This window comes from Gordonia mangrovi (assembly GCF_024734075.1).
Classification (GTDB): Bacteria; Actinomycetota; Actinomycetes; order Mycobacteriales; family Mycobacteriaceae; genus Gordonia; species Gordonia mangrovi.
Genome location: NZ_CP102850.1, coordinates 522,166 through 537,401, shown reverse-complemented (window position 1 = coordinate 537,401; position 15,236 = coordinate 522,166). Strand labels below are relative to the sequence as shown.

General features: G+C 65.7%; 15 protein-coding genes. 2 read left to right on the top strand and 13 right to left on the bottom strand.

Going from position 1 to position 15,236, the window contains the following annotated elements:
• Positions 1 to 12 precede the first annotated feature (12 nt).
• From groL to NWF22_RS02550, 12 genes are all read right to left on the bottom strand, one after another.
• Positions 13 to 1,677: a chaperonin GroEL gene (gene groL, locus NWF22_RS02605; RefSeq protein ID WP_160900761.1), complete on the bottom strand. Its 1,665-nt coding sequence runs from the start codon at positions 1,675 to 1,677 to the stop codon at positions 13 to 15.
• A 38-nt stretch (positions 1,678 to 1,715) separates the two neighbouring features.
• Entirely contained in the window at positions 1,716 to 2,741 is a 1,026-nt protein-coding gene (locus NWF22_RS02600) for an NAD(P)-dependent alcohol dehydrogenase (RefSeq protein WP_160900762.1), read from the bottom strand.
• Positions 2,738 to 3,502, bottom strand: a complete 765-nt coding sequence (locus NWF22_RS02595) for an iron-sulfur cluster assembly protein (RefSeq protein WP_160900763.1) — start codon at positions 3,500 to 3,502, stop codon at positions 2,738 to 2,740. The genes NWF22_RS02600 and NWF22_RS02595 overlap by 4 nt, the downstream gene beginning before the upstream one ends.
• A complete protein-coding gene (locus tag NWF22_RS02590; protein ID WP_160900764.1) occupies positions 3,499 to 4,545 on the bottom strand; it encodes an amidohydrolase family protein in 1,047 nt (348 codons plus the stop codon). The genes NWF22_RS02595 and NWF22_RS02590 overlap by 4 nt, the downstream gene beginning before the upstream one ends.
• 117 nt (positions 4,546 to 4,662) lie before the next feature.
• Positions 4,663 to 5,001: a propane 2-monooxygenase effector subunit MimD gene (gene mimD / locus NWF22_RS02585; RefSeq protein WP_202398324.1), complete on the bottom strand. Its 339-nt coding sequence runs from the start codon at positions 4,999 to 5,001 to the stop codon at positions 4,663 to 4,665.
• Positions 5,002 to 5,006: 5 nt separating this feature from the next.
• Positions 5,007 to 6,113, bottom strand: a complete 1,107-nt coding sequence (locus tag NWF22_RS02580; protein WP_160900766.1) for an aromatic/alkene monooxygenase hydroxylase subunit beta — start codon at positions 6,111 to 6,113, stop codon at positions 5,007 to 5,009.
• A gap of 90 nt (positions 6,114 to 6,203) precedes the next feature.
• A complete protein-coding gene (locus tag NWF22_RS02575; protein ID WP_160900767.1) occupies positions 6,204 to 7,265 on the bottom strand; it encodes a 2Fe-2S iron-sulfur cluster-binding protein in 1,062 nt (353 codons plus the stop codon).
• A 183-nt stretch (positions 7,266 to 7,448) separates the two neighbouring features.
• Complete coding sequence (locus tag NWF22_RS02570) at positions 7,449 to 9,086, bottom strand: aromatic/alkene/methane monooxygenase hydroxylase/oxygenase subunit alpha (RefSeq protein ID WP_160900768.1); 1,638 nt, start codon at positions 9,084 to 9,086, stop codon at positions 7,449 to 7,451.
• Positions 9,087 to 9,230: 144 nt separating this feature from the next.
• Positions 9,231 to 10,457 carry a methyl acetate hydrolase AcmB gene (acmB, locus tag NWF22_RS02565; RefSeq protein WP_160900769.1) on the bottom strand — a complete coding sequence of 409 codons (1,227 nt, stop codon included), beginning with the start codon at positions 10,455 to 10,457 and terminating at the stop codon, positions 9,231 to 9,233.
• Positions 10,458 to 10,541: 84 nt separating this feature from the next.
• On the bottom strand, positions 10,542 to 11,717 hold the full coding sequence (locus NWF22_RS02560; protein ID WP_160900770.1) for a pyridoxal phosphate-dependent aminotransferase: 1,176 nt from the start codon (positions 11,715 to 11,717) through the stop codon (positions 10,542 to 10,544).
• Positions 11,718 to 11,791: 74 nt separating this feature from the next.
• Positions 11,792 to 12,625 (bottom strand): aldo/keto reductase, encoded by an 834-nt coding sequence (locus tag NWF22_RS02555; RefSeq protein WP_160900771.1) that lies wholly within the window; start codon positions 12,623 to 12,625, stop codon positions 11,792 to 11,794.
• A gap of 59 nt (positions 12,626 to 12,684) precedes the next feature.
• Positions 12,685 to 13,608, bottom strand: a complete 924-nt coding sequence (locus tag NWF22_RS02550) for a quinone oxidoreductase family protein (protein WP_373691978.1) — start codon at positions 13,606 to 13,608, stop codon at positions 12,685 to 12,687.
• A 126-nt stretch (positions 13,609 to 13,734) separates the two neighbouring features.
• On the opposite strand from NWF22_RS02550, the gene NWF22_RS02545 reads away from it, so the two are divergent.
• Positions 13,735 to 14,124 carry an ArsR/SmtB family transcription factor gene (locus NWF22_RS02545; protein ID WP_160900772.1) on the top strand — a complete coding sequence of 130 codons (390 nt, stop codon included), beginning with the start codon at positions 13,735 to 13,737 and terminating at the stop codon, positions 14,122 to 14,124.
• Positions 14,121 to 14,660 (top strand): SRPBCC family protein, encoded by a 540-nt coding sequence (locus NWF22_RS02540; RefSeq protein WP_160900773.1) that lies wholly within the window; start codon positions 14,121 to 14,123, stop codon positions 14,658 to 14,660. Before NWF22_RS02545 ends, NWF22_RS02540 begins: the two co-directional genes overlap by 4 nt.
• A gap of 12 nt (positions 14,661 to 14,672) precedes the next feature.
• On the opposite strand, the gene NWF22_RS02535 is transcribed toward NWF22_RS02540, so the two are convergent.
• On the bottom strand, positions 14,673 to 15,146 hold the full coding sequence (locus NWF22_RS02535; protein WP_160900774.1) for an NUDIX hydrolase: 474 nt from the start codon (positions 15,144 to 15,146) through the stop codon (positions 14,673 to 14,675).
• Positions 15,147 to 15,236: the final 90 nt, after the last annotated feature.

Here is a 15,236-nt window from a genome sequence, read left to right as displayed (position 1 = left end):
AGGGGAGCGGAGTCAGTAGATATTGGACGGCCGCACCATCCCCTCGGCGAGGTCGCCGAAGCCCGGGGCCTCGATGGCGCCGGGATGGGTGAGCACCTCCTCCACGACGGCGGTCTCGGTGGTGATCAGTAGCGCGGCGATGGACGCGGCGCTTTCCAGCGCAGCCCGCGTCACCTTGCAGGGGTCGATCACCCCTTCGTCGAACATGTCGCCGTATCCGCCGGTCAGCGCGTTGAAACCATGCCCGATGGGGAGCCCGGTCACCACCCGCACAACCTCGTCACCATCGAATCCGGCGTTCGTCGCGATCCAGCGCAGCGGTTCGGCCAGCGAGCGCCGCACCACGTCGATGCCGACCGCTTCGTCACCCGGTGCCCGGTCACCCTGGTCGGCCAGTGCCTCGAGCGCCCGATGGGCCTGCGCGAGGGCGGTCCCGCCGCCGGAGACGATGCCGGCCTCCACGGCCGCCCGCGTCGCCGCCAGCGCATCCTCGACGCGGAGCATGCGCTCCTTGAGTTCGACGCTGGTGACACCGCCCACGCGGATCACCGCCACCCGGCCGGTCAGACGCGCGATGCGCAACTCGAGGGCGTCGCGGTCGGCGTCGATGCGCGCCCGGCCGAGCTGTGCCTCGAGCTGCCCGACCCGGGCGTCGACCAAGGACTGGTCGCCATGTGCGCCCACGATCGTGGTCTCGTTCTCGGTGACGGTCACCCGGTCACAGGTGCCCAGGTGTTCCAGCGAGACCTCGGAGAGCTCCAGTCCGGTGTCCTTGGCGATCACATGCCCGCCGAGCGCTATCGCGAGATCCTCGAGTTCGGCGACCCGCCGATGGCCGAATCCGGGGGCACGGACGACCACCGATTGCATCGTCCGGTGCATGTTGCCGCCGACGAGCAGTTGCAGCGCCGGGCCGTCGACCTCTTCGGCCAGCACGAGCAGCGGGCGGTCGGCGCGCTTGGCCGACTCGACGGCCGGCATGATCTCCTGCACCGAGGTGATCTTCTTGTTCGTCAGCAGGACGACCGGGTTGTCGAGGACGGCCTCCATGCGTTCGTGGTCGGTCACCATGTAGCCGGAGATGTAGCCGTGGTCGAACTCGATACCGTCGACCACATCGACCGACAGACCGAGTGCGTCGCTCTCCTCAGTGGTGATCACACCGGTGCGGCCGACATGTTCGACCGCCGAGGCGATCACCTCGCCGATGACGTCGTCGTCGCTGGCGGCCAGACTGGCGATCCGCTCGAGATCGGCGCGTCCGCCGATCTGGACCGCCTGGTCGGTGAGTGCGTCGATGACGGCGCCGACGGCACGCTCGATACCGCGGCGCACCCGCATCGGGTTGGCGCCCTGATCGACCGCGCGCAGTCCTTCGCGGACCATCGCCTGGGCCAGCACCGTGGCGGTGGTGGTGCCGTCGCCCACCACCCCGTTGGTCTTCATGGCGACTTCTTTCACCAACTGGGCGCCCATGTTGGCGAAGGGATCTCGCAGTTGGATCTCCCGGGCGATGGTGACCCCGTCGTTGGTGATGGTGGGTGGGCCGGTGAGCTTCTCGAGGACCGCGTTGCGGCCTTTGGGTCCGAGGGTCACCTTGACTGCGTCTGCGAGGGCGTTGACGCCCCGTTCCAGCCGTAGCCGCGCTTCGGCGTTGTAGCGCAACTCTTTGGCCATGGTTTCACTGCCTTTCGTGATGGTTGGGGTGGAGTGGATCAGGGGACGAGGATGGCTCGGCCCCGGACCCGGCCGGCGTCGAGGTCGTCGACGGCCTGCTGGAACTCGTCCAGGGCGTATTTGGTCGTGTGCAGGGTGACCTTGCCCTGGGCGGCCAGTGTCATCAGTTCCGTCAGGTCGTTGTACGAGCCGACGAGATTGCCGATGAAGTTGATCTCCGTGGAGATCACGTCGATGGTGGGCACGTCGATGTTCTCGCCATAGCCGACGACGAAGTAGTTGCCGGCGCGGCGCAGCATCGCGATGCCCTCAGCGGTCGCACCGCCCTCACCGACGAAGTCCAGGACGGCCTCGGCGCCCTTGCCGTCGGTGAGTTCGAGGATCTTCTCGACGTGGCTCCCGTCGGCGACGATGCCGTGGTGGGCGCCGACCTCGACGGCCAGCTCGACGGCCGCCGGGTTGCGGTCCACCACCACGATGGTGACCCCGGTGATCGCGTTGAGGACCTGAATGCCGATGTGTCCCAGTCCACCTGCGCCGATGACCACGCACGTGTCACCCGGGCGGGTCATCCGCGCGACCTTGGCCGCCGCGTGGTAGGCGGTGAGTCCGGCATCGGCGAGTGCGGCGACATCCGACGGCTGCAAGGAGTCGTCGATGCGCACCACGCTGCGTGCGGTCGTCTTGAGGTACTCGGCGTAGCCGCCGTCGGTGTCGATGCCGGGGAAATCACTGTTCTCACAGTGCACGTCGTCGCCGGCGCGGCAGGCCCGGCACAATCCGCAGGTGATCAGCGGATGTAAGATCACGGTGTGGCCGACGGCGACATTGGTGACCGCATCACCGACGGCGTGCACCCACCCGGCGTTTTCGTGACCGATCGTGTAAGGCAGTGTCACCTGACTCTTCTCGGCCCACTGGCCCTCGAGGATGTGCAGGTCGGTGCGGCAGACCCCGGCACCGCCGATCTTCACGATCACATCGAGCGGCCCGGTGATCTCCGGATCGGGTATGTCGTTGAGCTGTAGTTTGTCGTGGTACCCCACGACCTGAACCGCTTTCATGAGTGGCTCCTCTCGGATCGGCGATCGATGATGACCGGACCGCTGCGTCCGTTGCAGTCGTCATCGTCGGCGTAGCGGGTGGCGAGCAGGCCGCGGCAGAAGTGGCCGTTGCCCTCGATGGAGATCCGCACTGCGCGGGCGAATCGCAGTTGCATGGCGATATCGTCGGCGGCGACCGCCCGGCCGTCGTCGTCGACCAGGACCAGACTGTTGGGACACAGACTCAATCCGGCGTTCGCGCGGCGGCGCAGCAGAGCCCCCTTCTTCGGCCCCGGTGGCAGATCACGCACCGTCAGGTGAGGAAGATCGGCGACGGTGATCGCCCCGCGGGCCAGGAGATCGGTGATACACCGTTCCATCGCCGCGATATGCGCCTTGCGGACGAAGATGTCGCGCAGGTCATCGAGGCTGTCGTCGGCCTCCACGCCGAACGTGCCCACATAGCCGGCGTCGGCGGCCAGACCCGCATTGATCTTGTCGCTGTCGTGGTGATCGTCGAGGATCACCCGCACCAGTCCGATGTCGCCGAGGCGGTGCAGCGCGTCCTGCGCATCAGAGGCCATGAGGTAGGCGAAATTCGGTGAGCAGAATGACGTCGGGAGACGCAGATGTACCGTCACGCCCTCGTCGTCGAGCAGGATCGACCGGACGAAGTTGAGGTCGGTGATCGGTTCGTCGAGTTCGGGATCGACCACGGTGCCCAGCGCCGCGACGACCTCCTCGATCGTCGCGGCGTGCGTCGTCGGGGCCAGGGTGGTCATGCGGTCACCGAATCTTTCGCGCCGGCGGCGACCTCCACCCCCGGATCGGCGGCGTCGGTGGGGATGCGGAGTTCCTCGGGCACGGCGATGTTGGGATACAGTGCCGCCGCGTTGAGTCCGAGGATCTTCTTCTTCTGCTCGACGGTGATCGGTGCGTATTCCGTCATGTCCTCGGGGATCTGGAAGTCCACGAACCGTTCGACCAGCCACTGCGGGGTCCACAGCGCGTAATCGGAGGCGAACAGGATCTTGTCCTCGCCGATCCAGTAGAGCAGCTCACCGATGATCTGCGCGAAGTACCGCGGACGGGTGTGGATGAACGGGATCGCGACGGCCAGACCGCCGTACACGTTCGACTCCTGGGTGGCGATCCAGCAGAAGTCCTCGAGTCGGGGCAGACCGACGTGTTCGATGATGAAGTTCAGATCGAGATAGTCGGTGGCCACCTTGTCCACGTCGGCGACGTCGAAGGCGTCGCGGTCCAGGGGGCGGATCGTCGGCCCCTTGTGGACATGAATGTTCTTGATGCCCAGATTGATACACTCTTCGAGGTAGCGCCGCGACCACGGATCGTCGAGCTTGTATCCGCGCGAGTCGCCGTGCCATTCGGCGGTGTAGAGCTTGACGCCCTGCAACTGCATCGTCTCGGCGTCTCGGCGCAGTTGCACCAGACCCTGCTCGCCGTCGCGCGGATCGTAGGCGTGGTTGTACGTCAGTTTGTCGGGATGATCCTGGGCCAGTTTGAGCGAGTCGTCGACCTGGGCGAAGCCGTTGACGTAGAACTCGCGCAGGATGGTCGCCTGGAAGATGGCGTGATCGACCGGACCGTTGACGAACAGGTCGTTCCAGAATCGATCCGGGCCGTAGTAGCAGTAGGTGTCGTAGTCCCACACCTGCTCTTCGGGGCTCAAATTCTTGTGATAGTCGTAGAAGCAATCGATGAACTGCTTGCCGTGGATGTTGCGCTGATTCGCTTCGCGGCCGTCCCACAGGTGGACATGGCCATCGACGATGAAGTACTTCTCGCCGTTCTTCTCGTACATCGGTTCGCTCGCAATCTGATCAGTGGCGTTGGGCTGGTGGGTTGGGCAGCTACCGGTTTCGGGGTGGGACGGGTCACCGCCCGGGGACGGGGAGGCGATCCCCGGGCGGTGAAGCGATCACGTCGATGCGGTGAGGTCGAAGCCGATGAACTCGGCGGCGTCCTCGGGGCTGGCGAACAGGATCGTGCGGTCGTCGAGGTGGACCATTCGTCCGTAGTGTGTCGAGCTGATCTCCTCGAAGATCGAACCGTCGAACTCCTGACCGAGCGCGTCGGTCAGTTCGTCATAGTCGAAGGTGAGGCGGTTGACGCCGTCGACGCGGATCATCGAGGGATACTCGGTCAGATCGACGCCGTCCTTCGCGCCCATGACGTCGGCGACCACTCGGCCGATTGGCGTGTTCATCAGCGTGACGCCGCACATGTTGGAGAACTCGGTATCCGTACCGAAATGCATGGTGCTCACTGGTTCAACTCCTCGGGGATGTCGACGTCGATGGTGGACAGGACGTCTCGGAACTTGGTCTTCGCGGCGTCGAGGCTGGCGGAGAAGGTGACCGACTTGTCGGTCGGCTGCGACCAGATCGGTTGCAGACCGCGGGCCGCGTCCAGGCACCGCGGCACCCACACGGACATCCAGTCGGAGAACAGCTTCCGGTTGTCCACCGCGTACTTCTCGTCCCGTGCGAGCTGTTGGAACAGCGCGCGCGAGTAGTTCAGATCCCGGGCGTAGTCGTACTCGCCGGTGCCGACGATGGTCGGGGTGATGTAGTCGCCGTTACGGGCCGCGACCTGCATCACCAGATCCGAGCGGAACAGCGAACCGACCAGCTGCTCGAAGACGATGTTGGTGGCGAACAGCAGTTCACACCAGTCGCCGATGGCGGTGAGCCGTTCGACCGCCTCCCGGGTGGGCTGCCACTCCGGCGCGGACTGCCAGACCTCCTTGTGCACCGATCCGTCGAAGGCCTCCTCGGCCTCGGACAGGTCGAGGTTGAACAATGCGAGATCCTGCGCGAAACGCAGTTTGTGAGCGGCGTTGACGGCGACCGCGTTGTTGATCATGTTGGTGGGTGCCGACCGCTGGATCGAGGTGAACACGTGCAGCCCCATGCCGCTCTCGGCGTGCATCCATGCGCCCAGATTCCGTTCGATGAACTTCATCCAAGCCGAGTTCCAGTTGTCGTATGCGCGTGCCCGCTTCGCGTTCTGCAGGCAGAGATCGACCTGGTGCACCACCGCCGAGTTGTTGCGGTAGATGGACTGTTCCCACTCCTCGTTGGGATCGAGGAAGGCATGCCAGTTGCTGCTCTTGGCGGCCGTCCACTCCTGTGGATATCCGCCCGGGCCGTCGCCGAATCCATAGATCCAGCCCTGGCTGAGGTGGCGCTCCGGATCGGGTTGCACGTCGACGGTGACGTCCTCGTACATCGTCGCGCGCTTCTTGGCCGGCTGATAGTAGTTGTACTTGCGGCTCTTGCTACTCGGGAAGTCCTTCGCGCCGGCCTCGGCGTCGGTGAACTCGATGGAGGGGAAGCTGCGTTCCCGGGGTGCTGCTGGTGCTGACATGCCTTTCGTTCCTTGTCGTTCTGGCCGCCGGAGAATCACACCGCGGTGCGTCGGGGGCGGGGGTGGACTGCATGTACGGGATCGGTCCGGTCACGGCTCATCGAAGGCCGGGCTCGTGAACTTGTCGTAGAAGACCTGATCGTGGGGCACCGATTGCGCCTCGGCGAGCGCGAGCGCCGCGTCGACCATCGGTGGGGGACCGCAGAAATACACCTCCGTTCGCGCTAGGTCGGGCTCGCATGTGTCGACGATGTCGGTGACGTTGCCCTCGATCACTCGCACGCCCGGTGGGGCGTCGGCCATGGACTCCGAGAGGCAGGCGGTGAACGAGAAATCGGCGATCTTCTCTCCGAGAGAGGCGATCTCATCGAGATAGAAGAGATCCGCCGCGGTTCGGGCGCCGTAGTAGAAGCGCACCGGACGGTTGATCTCCTCCTCACTGATGTGACGCAACAGCGACAGCAGCGGGGCCATGCCGGCGCCGCCGCCGATGGCGACGATCGGCAGCACGTGACCGTTGCGAAGCGTGCACGAACCGTAGGGGCCGTTCACCATGATCTCGTCGCCGACGTTCAGACCCTTGCCGTTCTCCTCACCGCTCAGCATGCCGGCGAACAGTCCGCCCGGGTACTTCTTGATGACGAACTCGAGCCGGTCCGGTGTGCGCTGGGTGGTCGCGATGGAGAACGACCGCTTCTCGTCGGTGCCCGGTATGAAGAGGTCGACGTACTGTCCGGACTTGAACTCGATCGTCGCCGGTTCGACGACGTCGAGACGCAGTGACACGATGTCGCGGGTCAGCGGCTCGATCGCGGCGACCCGCGTGCGAACGTCCTGGATCGGTGCACCACCGAGTAGCTCGTCCTCGTCGAAGTTGAGCAGTTCGATGTCGCAGTCGCTGTATGCGTAGGTCCGGCAGAGTAATACGTACCCCTCCGCCTCTTCGGCCTCGTTGCAGGCGAAGGTGGAGTAGTCGTCCATCTGGACGTCGCCGTCGAGCATGTACGACTTGCATGCCGAGCACCGGCCCTCTCGGCACCCGTGCATGAGGTGGATGCCCTGCCGGAACGCGGCGTCGAGGATGGTCTCGTCCTCGCTGACCTCCATCTCGATGTCGACGGGATCGAAGTTGATGCGGTGGGTGTCGGCCACGGGTTCTCCTGTGTGAGTGGCTGGTGTGGAGTGGTCTCGATACGTTCCTCGCCTAGCGGCTCGGAACTATTCGACCACCGGCGAAAGTCGAGAAGCGACGAGCGGGAGGCTCTTTCGCTGGTCGAGTAGCCGGCGAGCCGCTAGGCGAGGCGGCGTATCGAGACCACCTGGCAACCCGCAACCTCAGGCGGGCACAGCCCCGTTGCGGTTGGCCTTGTAGGCCGCGACATGCGCTTCGCGTTCGTCGTCCGACATCTCGTTGAGCAGAATGTTCGGACTCTGGAACGTGTTGCCGCGCACGTCGTCCAGCGTCCACATCTTGTCCGGATCGAGATTCAGATGTGGTTGCGGGATCAACGTCTTGCCGTCGTCGCGGACGTAGCCCAGATCCTTGATGATGTCGGCGAGGTCCTTGCCGTGATGCAGCGTCTCCCATTCACGGAAACCGGTGAGGCGTCCCATGTTCGGGGTGTCGCGGCCCTCGTACTCACCGCGGAAGGCGGTGGTGTCGGTCCACGCGCACGTCTCCGAGCAGTAGGTGCGCCACTGGCCGTCGACCTTGTCGGTGACCATGTCCTCGCGGATGAGGCACGGGACCATGCAGGTCCAGCAGCGGTGCGGGTACTCGTAGTCGACGTCTTCGAAGGCGATCGGCTTGTTGCGGCCCGGGTAGCGCAGGCGGTTGTAGTTCTCCCACCACTTGCCGAACTTGTTGTACCAGCCGGGATACTTCTCCTCGAACCACTCGAAGTCCTTGTCGGTCATCGGGTCGATCCGCCAGTAGTTGACCGGCCAGCCGGTGGCGAAGAACCGGGCCACCTCGTGCACGTAGTGCTTGTTGGTGATGCGGTTCCAGGCCTCCTCGACCAGGTCGTGCGGGATCGTCAGGCCGTACTTCTCCAGCGGCAGAAGGTAACTGCGGTAGTAGTCGTCGTAGATCCACCGCCGCCACATCTCGGCGTAGCTCTCGCGGTCCTTGCGGCGGTCCTTGGTGCCGTACTCGATGAACGTGCCGATGGCCGCATCCACGACGCAGTGGTTGTTCCACCAGGCGTAGCGCAGATCACGCTCGAGCAGTGGACGATTGCGCTCGTCGGCCAGCGCCATCAGCAGGATCGAGTAGCCATTGGAGATGTGTCGGGACTCGTCGGACTGCACGGAGTGGAAGACGGTGGGCAGCAAATAGTCGCCGTTGGCCGCGGCCTCATCCGGCATCGCCACGAACAGGGTGTTGGTGAACGCGGTCTCGGCGACCACCGTCAGATAGATGTTGGCCGCGGTGATCGCGTCGCCGGTGATGAAGCCCTCGCCGAACTGCCGGCCGATGGTGCCGGCGTAGTTGTTGGCGAACGCCTTCTCGGTGATGTCGAAACCGGCGGGGTCGATGTAGTTGTTCATGTACAGCTTCTTGAGGTTCATCTGGATCGTCGAGTGACGAACCTCATCGATCATCTGTACGGCCAGTCCGTTGTGGATCTCGGGATTCGGCACGGCGTCGATGGCCATCGGCATCGCGCGGGCCGCCGAGATCTCCGGGAACGGGATGATCGACAGGAACAGCTTCTGCCATTCCAGCCAGCGCTCCTGGACCTGGCGGAACATGTTGCCGCGGATGGCGCCGTCCATCGCGCCGTAGACGCGGTTGTCCTTCTCCTCCTCCATCGGGAAGTACGAGCGCATGATCTGCTTGAGAGGGTCCTTCTTCGGGGCCTTCTCGAACGTGTAGTCGGTGCCGAATCGGGTGGCCGGTGTCGCGAAGGTGGGTTCCCACGACAGCTCGGTGATCTTCGCATGTGCCTTGGTCAAGCTCTGCCTGCTCAATGTGCGCCTCCTCGTGAGAAGGCCGACGAGGTGCCGGCCTGCTGGGCTGGAGCGCTTCCGATACAACCCTGTGATTCAGGTCATAGGCGTCTCAGTGTGAGACGCACGACACATTTAGCAGGGTGAACTTGAGATTTACGCAGGTCAGCTGCGTTTTGGCAGGGTGCGGTAGACCGTCGTCTCGAAGTCGAGATAGGCGTCCAGGGCGGTCGGGTCGAAGAAGGGAAACAACTGCGTCGCCCAGAACCCGCCGATCGCGGTGCGCCGGTCGATCCAGAAGTAGAGATTGGCCAACCCGGCCCAGCCGAGCGAGCCGGCGGGGCGCCCGGTGGGCGCGTCCTCCTTGTTGATCATCGCGGCGAGTCCCCACGTTTTCGGCACTCCGGGAAAGAACTCCACATCGTGCGACAGGGCCGGGATGACCCCGGGGAGCGGGGTCACCCGACGAGCGCCGAGTTGATTGCGTTCGGCCATCTCGATCGTCGCGGGTCGCAGGATCTGATCGCCGGCGTCCGACAGGCCGTCGTTGAGCCACATCCGGATGAAGGTGAGGTAGTCGCGGGCCGTCGAATAGAGGCCGTGGCCGCCCATGTGCAGGTCGGGTTCGGCGGGCAGTGCCCATTTCCGGTTGGTCCTCAGTCCACCGTCAGGGGTGCGGTGATGCATCAGCGCACGCCGGTCGGACATCTCCCAGGAGAGCGTGAACGCGGTGTCGGACATGCCGAGCGGCGAGAACACCCGCTCGCTCATCACCGAACCCAGGCGTTGCCCGGTGACCCCTTCCACCACCAGCCCGGCCCAGTCGACGTTGCTGCCGTAGCGCCACGCCGTGTCCGGATCGAACAACAGCGGGGTCGCCAGTGATTCGCGGGTGGCGCTGATGATGCCCGGGACGCCGTGCTCACGGGTCAGCCGGTGATAGGCGCCGTCGAAGAAGTCGTAGCCGAAACCGGCGGTGTGGCTGAGCAGCTGTCGGGTGGTGATCGCCGATCGCGGTGCGCGCAACTGTGGGTTACCGGCGCCGTCGAACCCCTCGAGCACGGCGACGTTGCCGAGTCGGGGCGAATACTCGGCCGCGGGTGCGTCGAGGTCGAGCGTGCCGTCCTCCACGAGTTGCAGCGCGACCGTCGCGGTGATGGTCTTGGTGGTCGAGAAGAGCGCGAAGACGCTGTCGGTGGTCATCGCGTCCGGGCTGCCGGGGTGGCTGTCGATGGCGCGCACCCCGCCTGCGGCCAGCGAGAGCAGCCTCTCGTTCGACGTCGTGCCGGCGACGACCCCGGCCATTCGAGGCGCGCCGGACGTCGCGTCGGCGACCGCCGACTCGGTGGCCGCGACGATGGCGGCCGTGTCGACCGTGTGTGGACTGCCCATGCCTGTCATCCTCCTCGACGCTCGAACCCGGCGATCACGCCGATCGGCAGTCTATGGGTTCGGCATCCGACGACCCGTTGACGGTCAGTGCCGCAGCGCACTCACGAAGTCGCCGAGCCGGCGGATCCCCTCGGTCAGCTCGTCGGTGGATGCCGCGTAGGACAGCCGGACGTGGTCGTCGGCGGTGTGATGTCCGAAGTCCTTTCCCGGCGTCAGCGCGACATGTGCCTCGGCCAGGGCCCGGTCGCAGAATTCCGCCGAGGTGAGGCCGGTGGGGGCCACGTCGATATAGACGTAGAACGCCCCATCGGGCACCACGGGCACCGACAAACCGATCCGCTGTAGCCCATCGATCACCAGTTCGCGGCGGATGCGGAATTCGGCACGGCGTGCCTCGGTGAGGACGAGTGATTCGTCGGTGAAGCACTCCAGGGCGGCGTACTGGGCCGGCGTCGGCGGACAGATGTAGAAATTCTGTGCCAGGCGTTCCAGGACATCGACCACATCGTCGGGAACGATGCACCAGCCCAGCCGCCACCCCGTCATGCCGAAGTACTTGGAGAAACTATTGATCACGATCGCGCCGGGGTCGCTCGCGAGAATGCTGCGGGGTGCGTGACCGCCGGCGTCGTCGGCGAGTCCGAGGTAGATCTCGTCGACGATCCGCCACCCGTCACGGTCGCGGACCTCCGCGCAGAGGCGGGTCAGTTCGTCGAACGGGACCGACGTACCGGTCGGATTGGACGGGGAGGCCACCATCACGCCCCGGGTGCGCTCGTGCCAGGCGTCGACGACGAGGTCGGAGGTGAGCTGAAAGCGGGTGGCCGCGGTGGTGGGCACCAGACGCACCTGCGCACCGTAGCTCTCGGCGAACCGGCGATTGCACGGGTACGACGGGTCGGCGACCAGCACCTCGTCGCCGGGATCGATGAGCGCTGCGCAACTCAGCAGCAGCGCCGCCGATGCCCCCGACGTCACCACGACCCGGCCGGGAGCCACATCGCATCCGAAATGCCGTGAATAGAAGTCGGCGATCGCCGAGCGCAGTTCGGGCAGACCCAGCGCCGCGGTGTAGGTCAGCGGACGGCCGTCGGTGAGGTCGCGCACCGCGGACAGGAATGCCGGTGGCGCCCCGAAATCGGGCTCGCCGATGCTGAGCTTCACGACGTGATGACCTGCGGCCTCGAGTTGCGCGGCCCGCTTGCCGAACTCCATCGCGTAGAAGGGCGCGACCGCCTCGGCCCGCCGGGAGATCTTCATGGCGTCATTGTGCTCTGGCACCGATCTTCGAGCGGGTCGAGGGGTCGCGCCCTATTCGCGACGGGGGCGTCAGCTCACGGGATGTAGTTGAACTCGTCCGGATTCGGCCCGCGCCGGCGGTCCCGGTTCATCCCCTCGATGGCGGCCATGTCCACCGGCGACAGTTCGAAGTCGAACAGAGCGAAATTGTCCTCGACGCGCGAGCGGGTCACCGACTTCGGGAACACGATGTCGCCGCGCTGGATATGCCACCGCAATGTCACCTGCGCCGGTGTGCGGTTCTTCTCACCGGCGATCTTGGTCAGCACCGGATCGTCGAGCACGTCACCCTGGGCGATCGGCGACCACGCCTCCGTGGCGATGCCGTGCTCGGCATTGACGGCGCGCAACGAATTCTGGGTGAGGTAGGGGTGTACCTCGATCTGGTTGACGGCGGGCACCACATCGGTCTCGGCGAACAGTCGCTCGAGGTGTGCCTGCTGGAAGTTCGAGACACCGATGGCGCGGGCCTTGCCCTCGGCATGGATCTTCTCCAGCGCCCGCCAGGTGTCGACGTAGTCGACGTCGATGCCGGGCAGCGGCCAATGAATCAGGAACAGGTCCATGGCGTCGACGCCCAGGTCCGCCAGCGTCTGGTCGGTGGCACGCAACGCGTCGTCGAAGGCGTGGTAGCCGTTGTTCAGCTTGCTGGTGATGAAGATCTGATCCCGCGGGATACCCGACTCGGCGACCGCCTGACCGACCTCTTTCTCATTGCCGTACATCTCGGCGGTGTCGATGTGGCGGTAGCCGACCTCGAGCGCCGTGAGCGTCGCGGCCTTGGTGTCCTCCGGCGGGATCTGGAAGACGCCGAAGCCGAGCTGCGGGATCTCGACGCCGTTGTTCAGGGTGATCGTGGGTACAGACATGCTGTCACCTTTCCTCGTGAATCGAGCGGAACCGTGCTGTGCGATCGTGCCCGTTGGTCTCAGGGCACGAGAACGAATTTCCCTCGCGGGTGGCTGGTCTCGAGCTCGGTGAGCGCGATCGCCGCATCCGCGAGTGGGAAGGTCTTGGCCACCTCGGTGACCAGATCGCCGGTTGCGGCGTCGGCGATCAGGCCGTCGACCGCTTCGGTGCGGTGGCGCCGGCTCTCCGGTGTGCTGCCGTTGAGCAGGACAATTCCGTCGGATGCGCGGCCGAACGCCGCGATGCTCACGATCGTGCCGGGGTTGTCGACGAGTTCCAGTGAGGTGTCGATCGCCTCGTCGGTGCCGGTGGTGTCGATCACCGAGGTGACCGGTCGGGGAGCGGCCTCGCGCACGCGGTCGAGCAGCCCGTCCCCATACGCCACCGGGATCGCCCCGAGTGATCGGAGATGATCGTGGTTGCGGGGGCCCGCCGTCGCGATCACCGTCGCCCCCGCAGCGCGGGCCAGCTGGATCGCGATGACGCCGACCGCGCCGGAACCGCCGTGAATCAGCACGACATCGTCGTCGCCGACGTCGGCGGTGCGCACGGTGTCGGCGGCGGTGACCCCGACCAGCAGGAGGCCGGCGGCATGCTCGAAATCGAGATCGTCGGGGATCGGATGCACGGTGGTCAGGTCGGCCTCCAGCCGGTCGGTGTAGGCGCCGTGTGCTCGGTACACGATCACCCGATCCCCGACACCCAGGGCGCCACCGGGGACTGCCGCGCCGTCCCCGACCGCCGAGATCACCCCGGCTGCCTCGAAGCCGATGGGTAGCGGCAGCTTCGACTCGTCCGCACCCATCTGGCCGCGAACGGTCTTGGCGTCGGCGGGGTTGACGCCGATCGCCTTCGTCTCGACGATCACATGTCCGGGTCCGGGGATTGGTGGTTCGGTCTCCACGAGTGCCAGGACATCGGCGGGTGGACCGTAGCCTGTCACGACGATTCTGTGGGCCATGCCCGGTTCAAGGCCCGGGGGCCGTCGGACTATTCCGGGGATCTCCGACGTGCTGGTCATGGCGGCAACCCTCGCGACAATTGGTAACTGATGAGTTACCATTAAGGGATGTCGGTCTTTGATGCGATCGCCGATCCGGTGCGGCGACAGATTCTCGGCATGCTTGCCGGTGGACCCCGCAGGGTCGTCGACATCCAGCGGGAACTCGGTCCGGTGCACCCGATCTCTCGGCCCGCCGTCTCCCGGCACCTCCGGGTGCTCGGCGACGCGGGATTGGTGCGGGTGACCGAGTCGGGGCGTGAGCGGCACTATCGCCTCGACACCGAACCGCTCGATGAGGTGAGCGGTTTCGTCGCGAAGGTGGCCGGTCGGCACGGTGACCTCGCACGTCGAGGACCGGTGGGCCCGCACATGCTCGACGCACTCGACACCGAGGTGTACAGGACCCGCCGCGAGCGTCGCACGGCGCGCGCCGACCACGAGGAGAACACCGCATGACCATCATCCCCACGCCCACCGGACGCCACCGGAGCCGGCCCGAGGGCGACGCCGTGGAGTTCACCCGCACCTACCGCGCCTCGATCCAGGACGTGTGGGCGGCCGTGACGGAATCGGATCGGCTGGCGCGATGGATCGGCTTCTACAGCGGAGATCCTCGGGAGGGTCACGTCCAGTTCACGATGAACGCGGAGGGCGAGGACAACATGATCCCCGTGCGTTACGACATCCGGCGATGCGAACCACCTCGGATCCTCCAGATCCACGCCACGGATGATTTCGGCACGTGGGATCTCGTCGTGGAATTGACGGAGGACCGTGGGATCACCACGCTGACGCTCGCCGAGATCGTGAACGACCCGTCCATGATCGAGAACACCGGACCGGGATGGGAGTACTACCTGGATCGGCTGATCGCGGCGATGGACGGAACTGACCCTGCGGCAATCGATTTCGACGACTATTACCCGACCCAGCAGGAGTACTACCGCCGCATTCAGCGGGCGATCACCGACAGCGCCGCGTCATCGTCGTGAGCCGGACGCGGGTCAACGCCGAAACCAGGCGGTGGGCTCGTCGCGCAGGGCCTTCTCGATGCGCAGTCGCGACGTGTCGGCGAGTTCATGCGGCAGGGCATCGACGGCGAACCACTCGACGGCGGTGTTCTCGTCGTCGGCCGGGTGTGGATCGCCGTCGACGTGGCGGGCCAGGAAGCAGACGTCGAGGTATTGCGTCTGGTCGCCGTTCGGGTAGGTGATCATCGGGGTGACGTCGACGCTGGTCAGCCGCTGCACGTCAGCGCTGATGCCGGTCTCCTCGGTGATCTCGCGCACGATCGCGCGGGCCGGTTCTTCCCCGGGTTCGAGCACCCCGGAGACCACCGCCCACTCGCGGGTGTCGACGCGCTGTGTGAGCAGAATGCGGCCGTCGGCATCGAGCACCACCGCACTGACGCCGGTCAGCCACAGCGGCTGATGTCCGACGTGGCTGCGGAGATCGCGGATGAATTCGGGTATGGGCATCAGTCCATCCTGCCGTGGCCCGTCCGCCCGGCGCCCGAGGTGGGGTCCGCGCGCCGGTGACATTGTCGGTGTCGGGTGATTGTCGGTGTC

Excerpts from the sequence above, each read along its gene's own strand:
- acmB (WP_160900769.1), bottom strand. The coding sequence starts at position 10,457 with ATGGGCAGTCCACACACGGTCGACACGGCCGCCATCGTCGCGGCCACC.
- mimD (WP_202398324.1), bottom strand. The coding sequence starts at position 5,001 with ATGCATTTCGGTACGGATACCGAGTTCTCCAACATGTGCGGCGTCACG.
- NWF22_RS02535 (WP_160900774.1), bottom strand. The coding sequence starts at position 15,146 with ATGCCCATACCCGAATTCATCCGCGATCTCCGCAGCCACGTCGGACAT.
- NWF22_RS02540 (WP_160900773.1), top strand. The coding sequence starts at position 14,121 with ATGACCATCATCCCCACGCCCACCGGACGCCACCGGAGCCGGCCCGAG.
- NWF22_RS02595 (WP_160900763.1), bottom strand. The coding sequence starts at position 3,502 with ATGACCACCCTGGCCCCGACGACGCACGCCGCGACGATCGAGGAGGTC.
- NWF22_RS02590 (WP_160900764.1), bottom strand. The coding sequence starts at position 4,545 with ATGTACGAGAAGAACGGCGAGAAGTACTTCATCGTCGATGGCCATGTC.
- NWF22_RS02545 (WP_160900772.1), top strand. The coding sequence starts at position 13,735 with ATGTCGGTCTTTGATGCGATCGCCGATCCGGTGCGGCGACAGATTCTC.
- NWF22_RS02555 (WP_160900771.1), bottom strand. The coding sequence starts at position 12,625 with ATGTCTGTACCCACGATCACCCTGAACAACGGCGTCGAGATCCCGCAG.
- NWF22_RS02580 (WP_160900766.1), bottom strand. The coding sequence starts at position 6,113 with ATGTCAGCACCAGCAGCACCCCGGGAACGCAGCTTCCCCTCCATCGAG.
- groL (WP_160900761.1), bottom strand. The coding sequence starts at position 1,677 with ATGGCCAAAGAGTTGCGCTACAACGCCGAAGCGCGGCTACGGCTGGAA.
- NWF22_RS02560 (WP_160900770.1), bottom strand. The coding sequence starts at position 11,717 with ATGAAGATCTCCCGGCGGGCCGAGGCGGTCGCGCCCTTCTACGCGATG.
- NWF22_RS02600 (WP_160900762.1), bottom strand. The coding sequence starts at position 2,741 with ATGAAAGCGGTTCAGGTCGTGGGGTACCACGACAAACTACAGCTCAAC.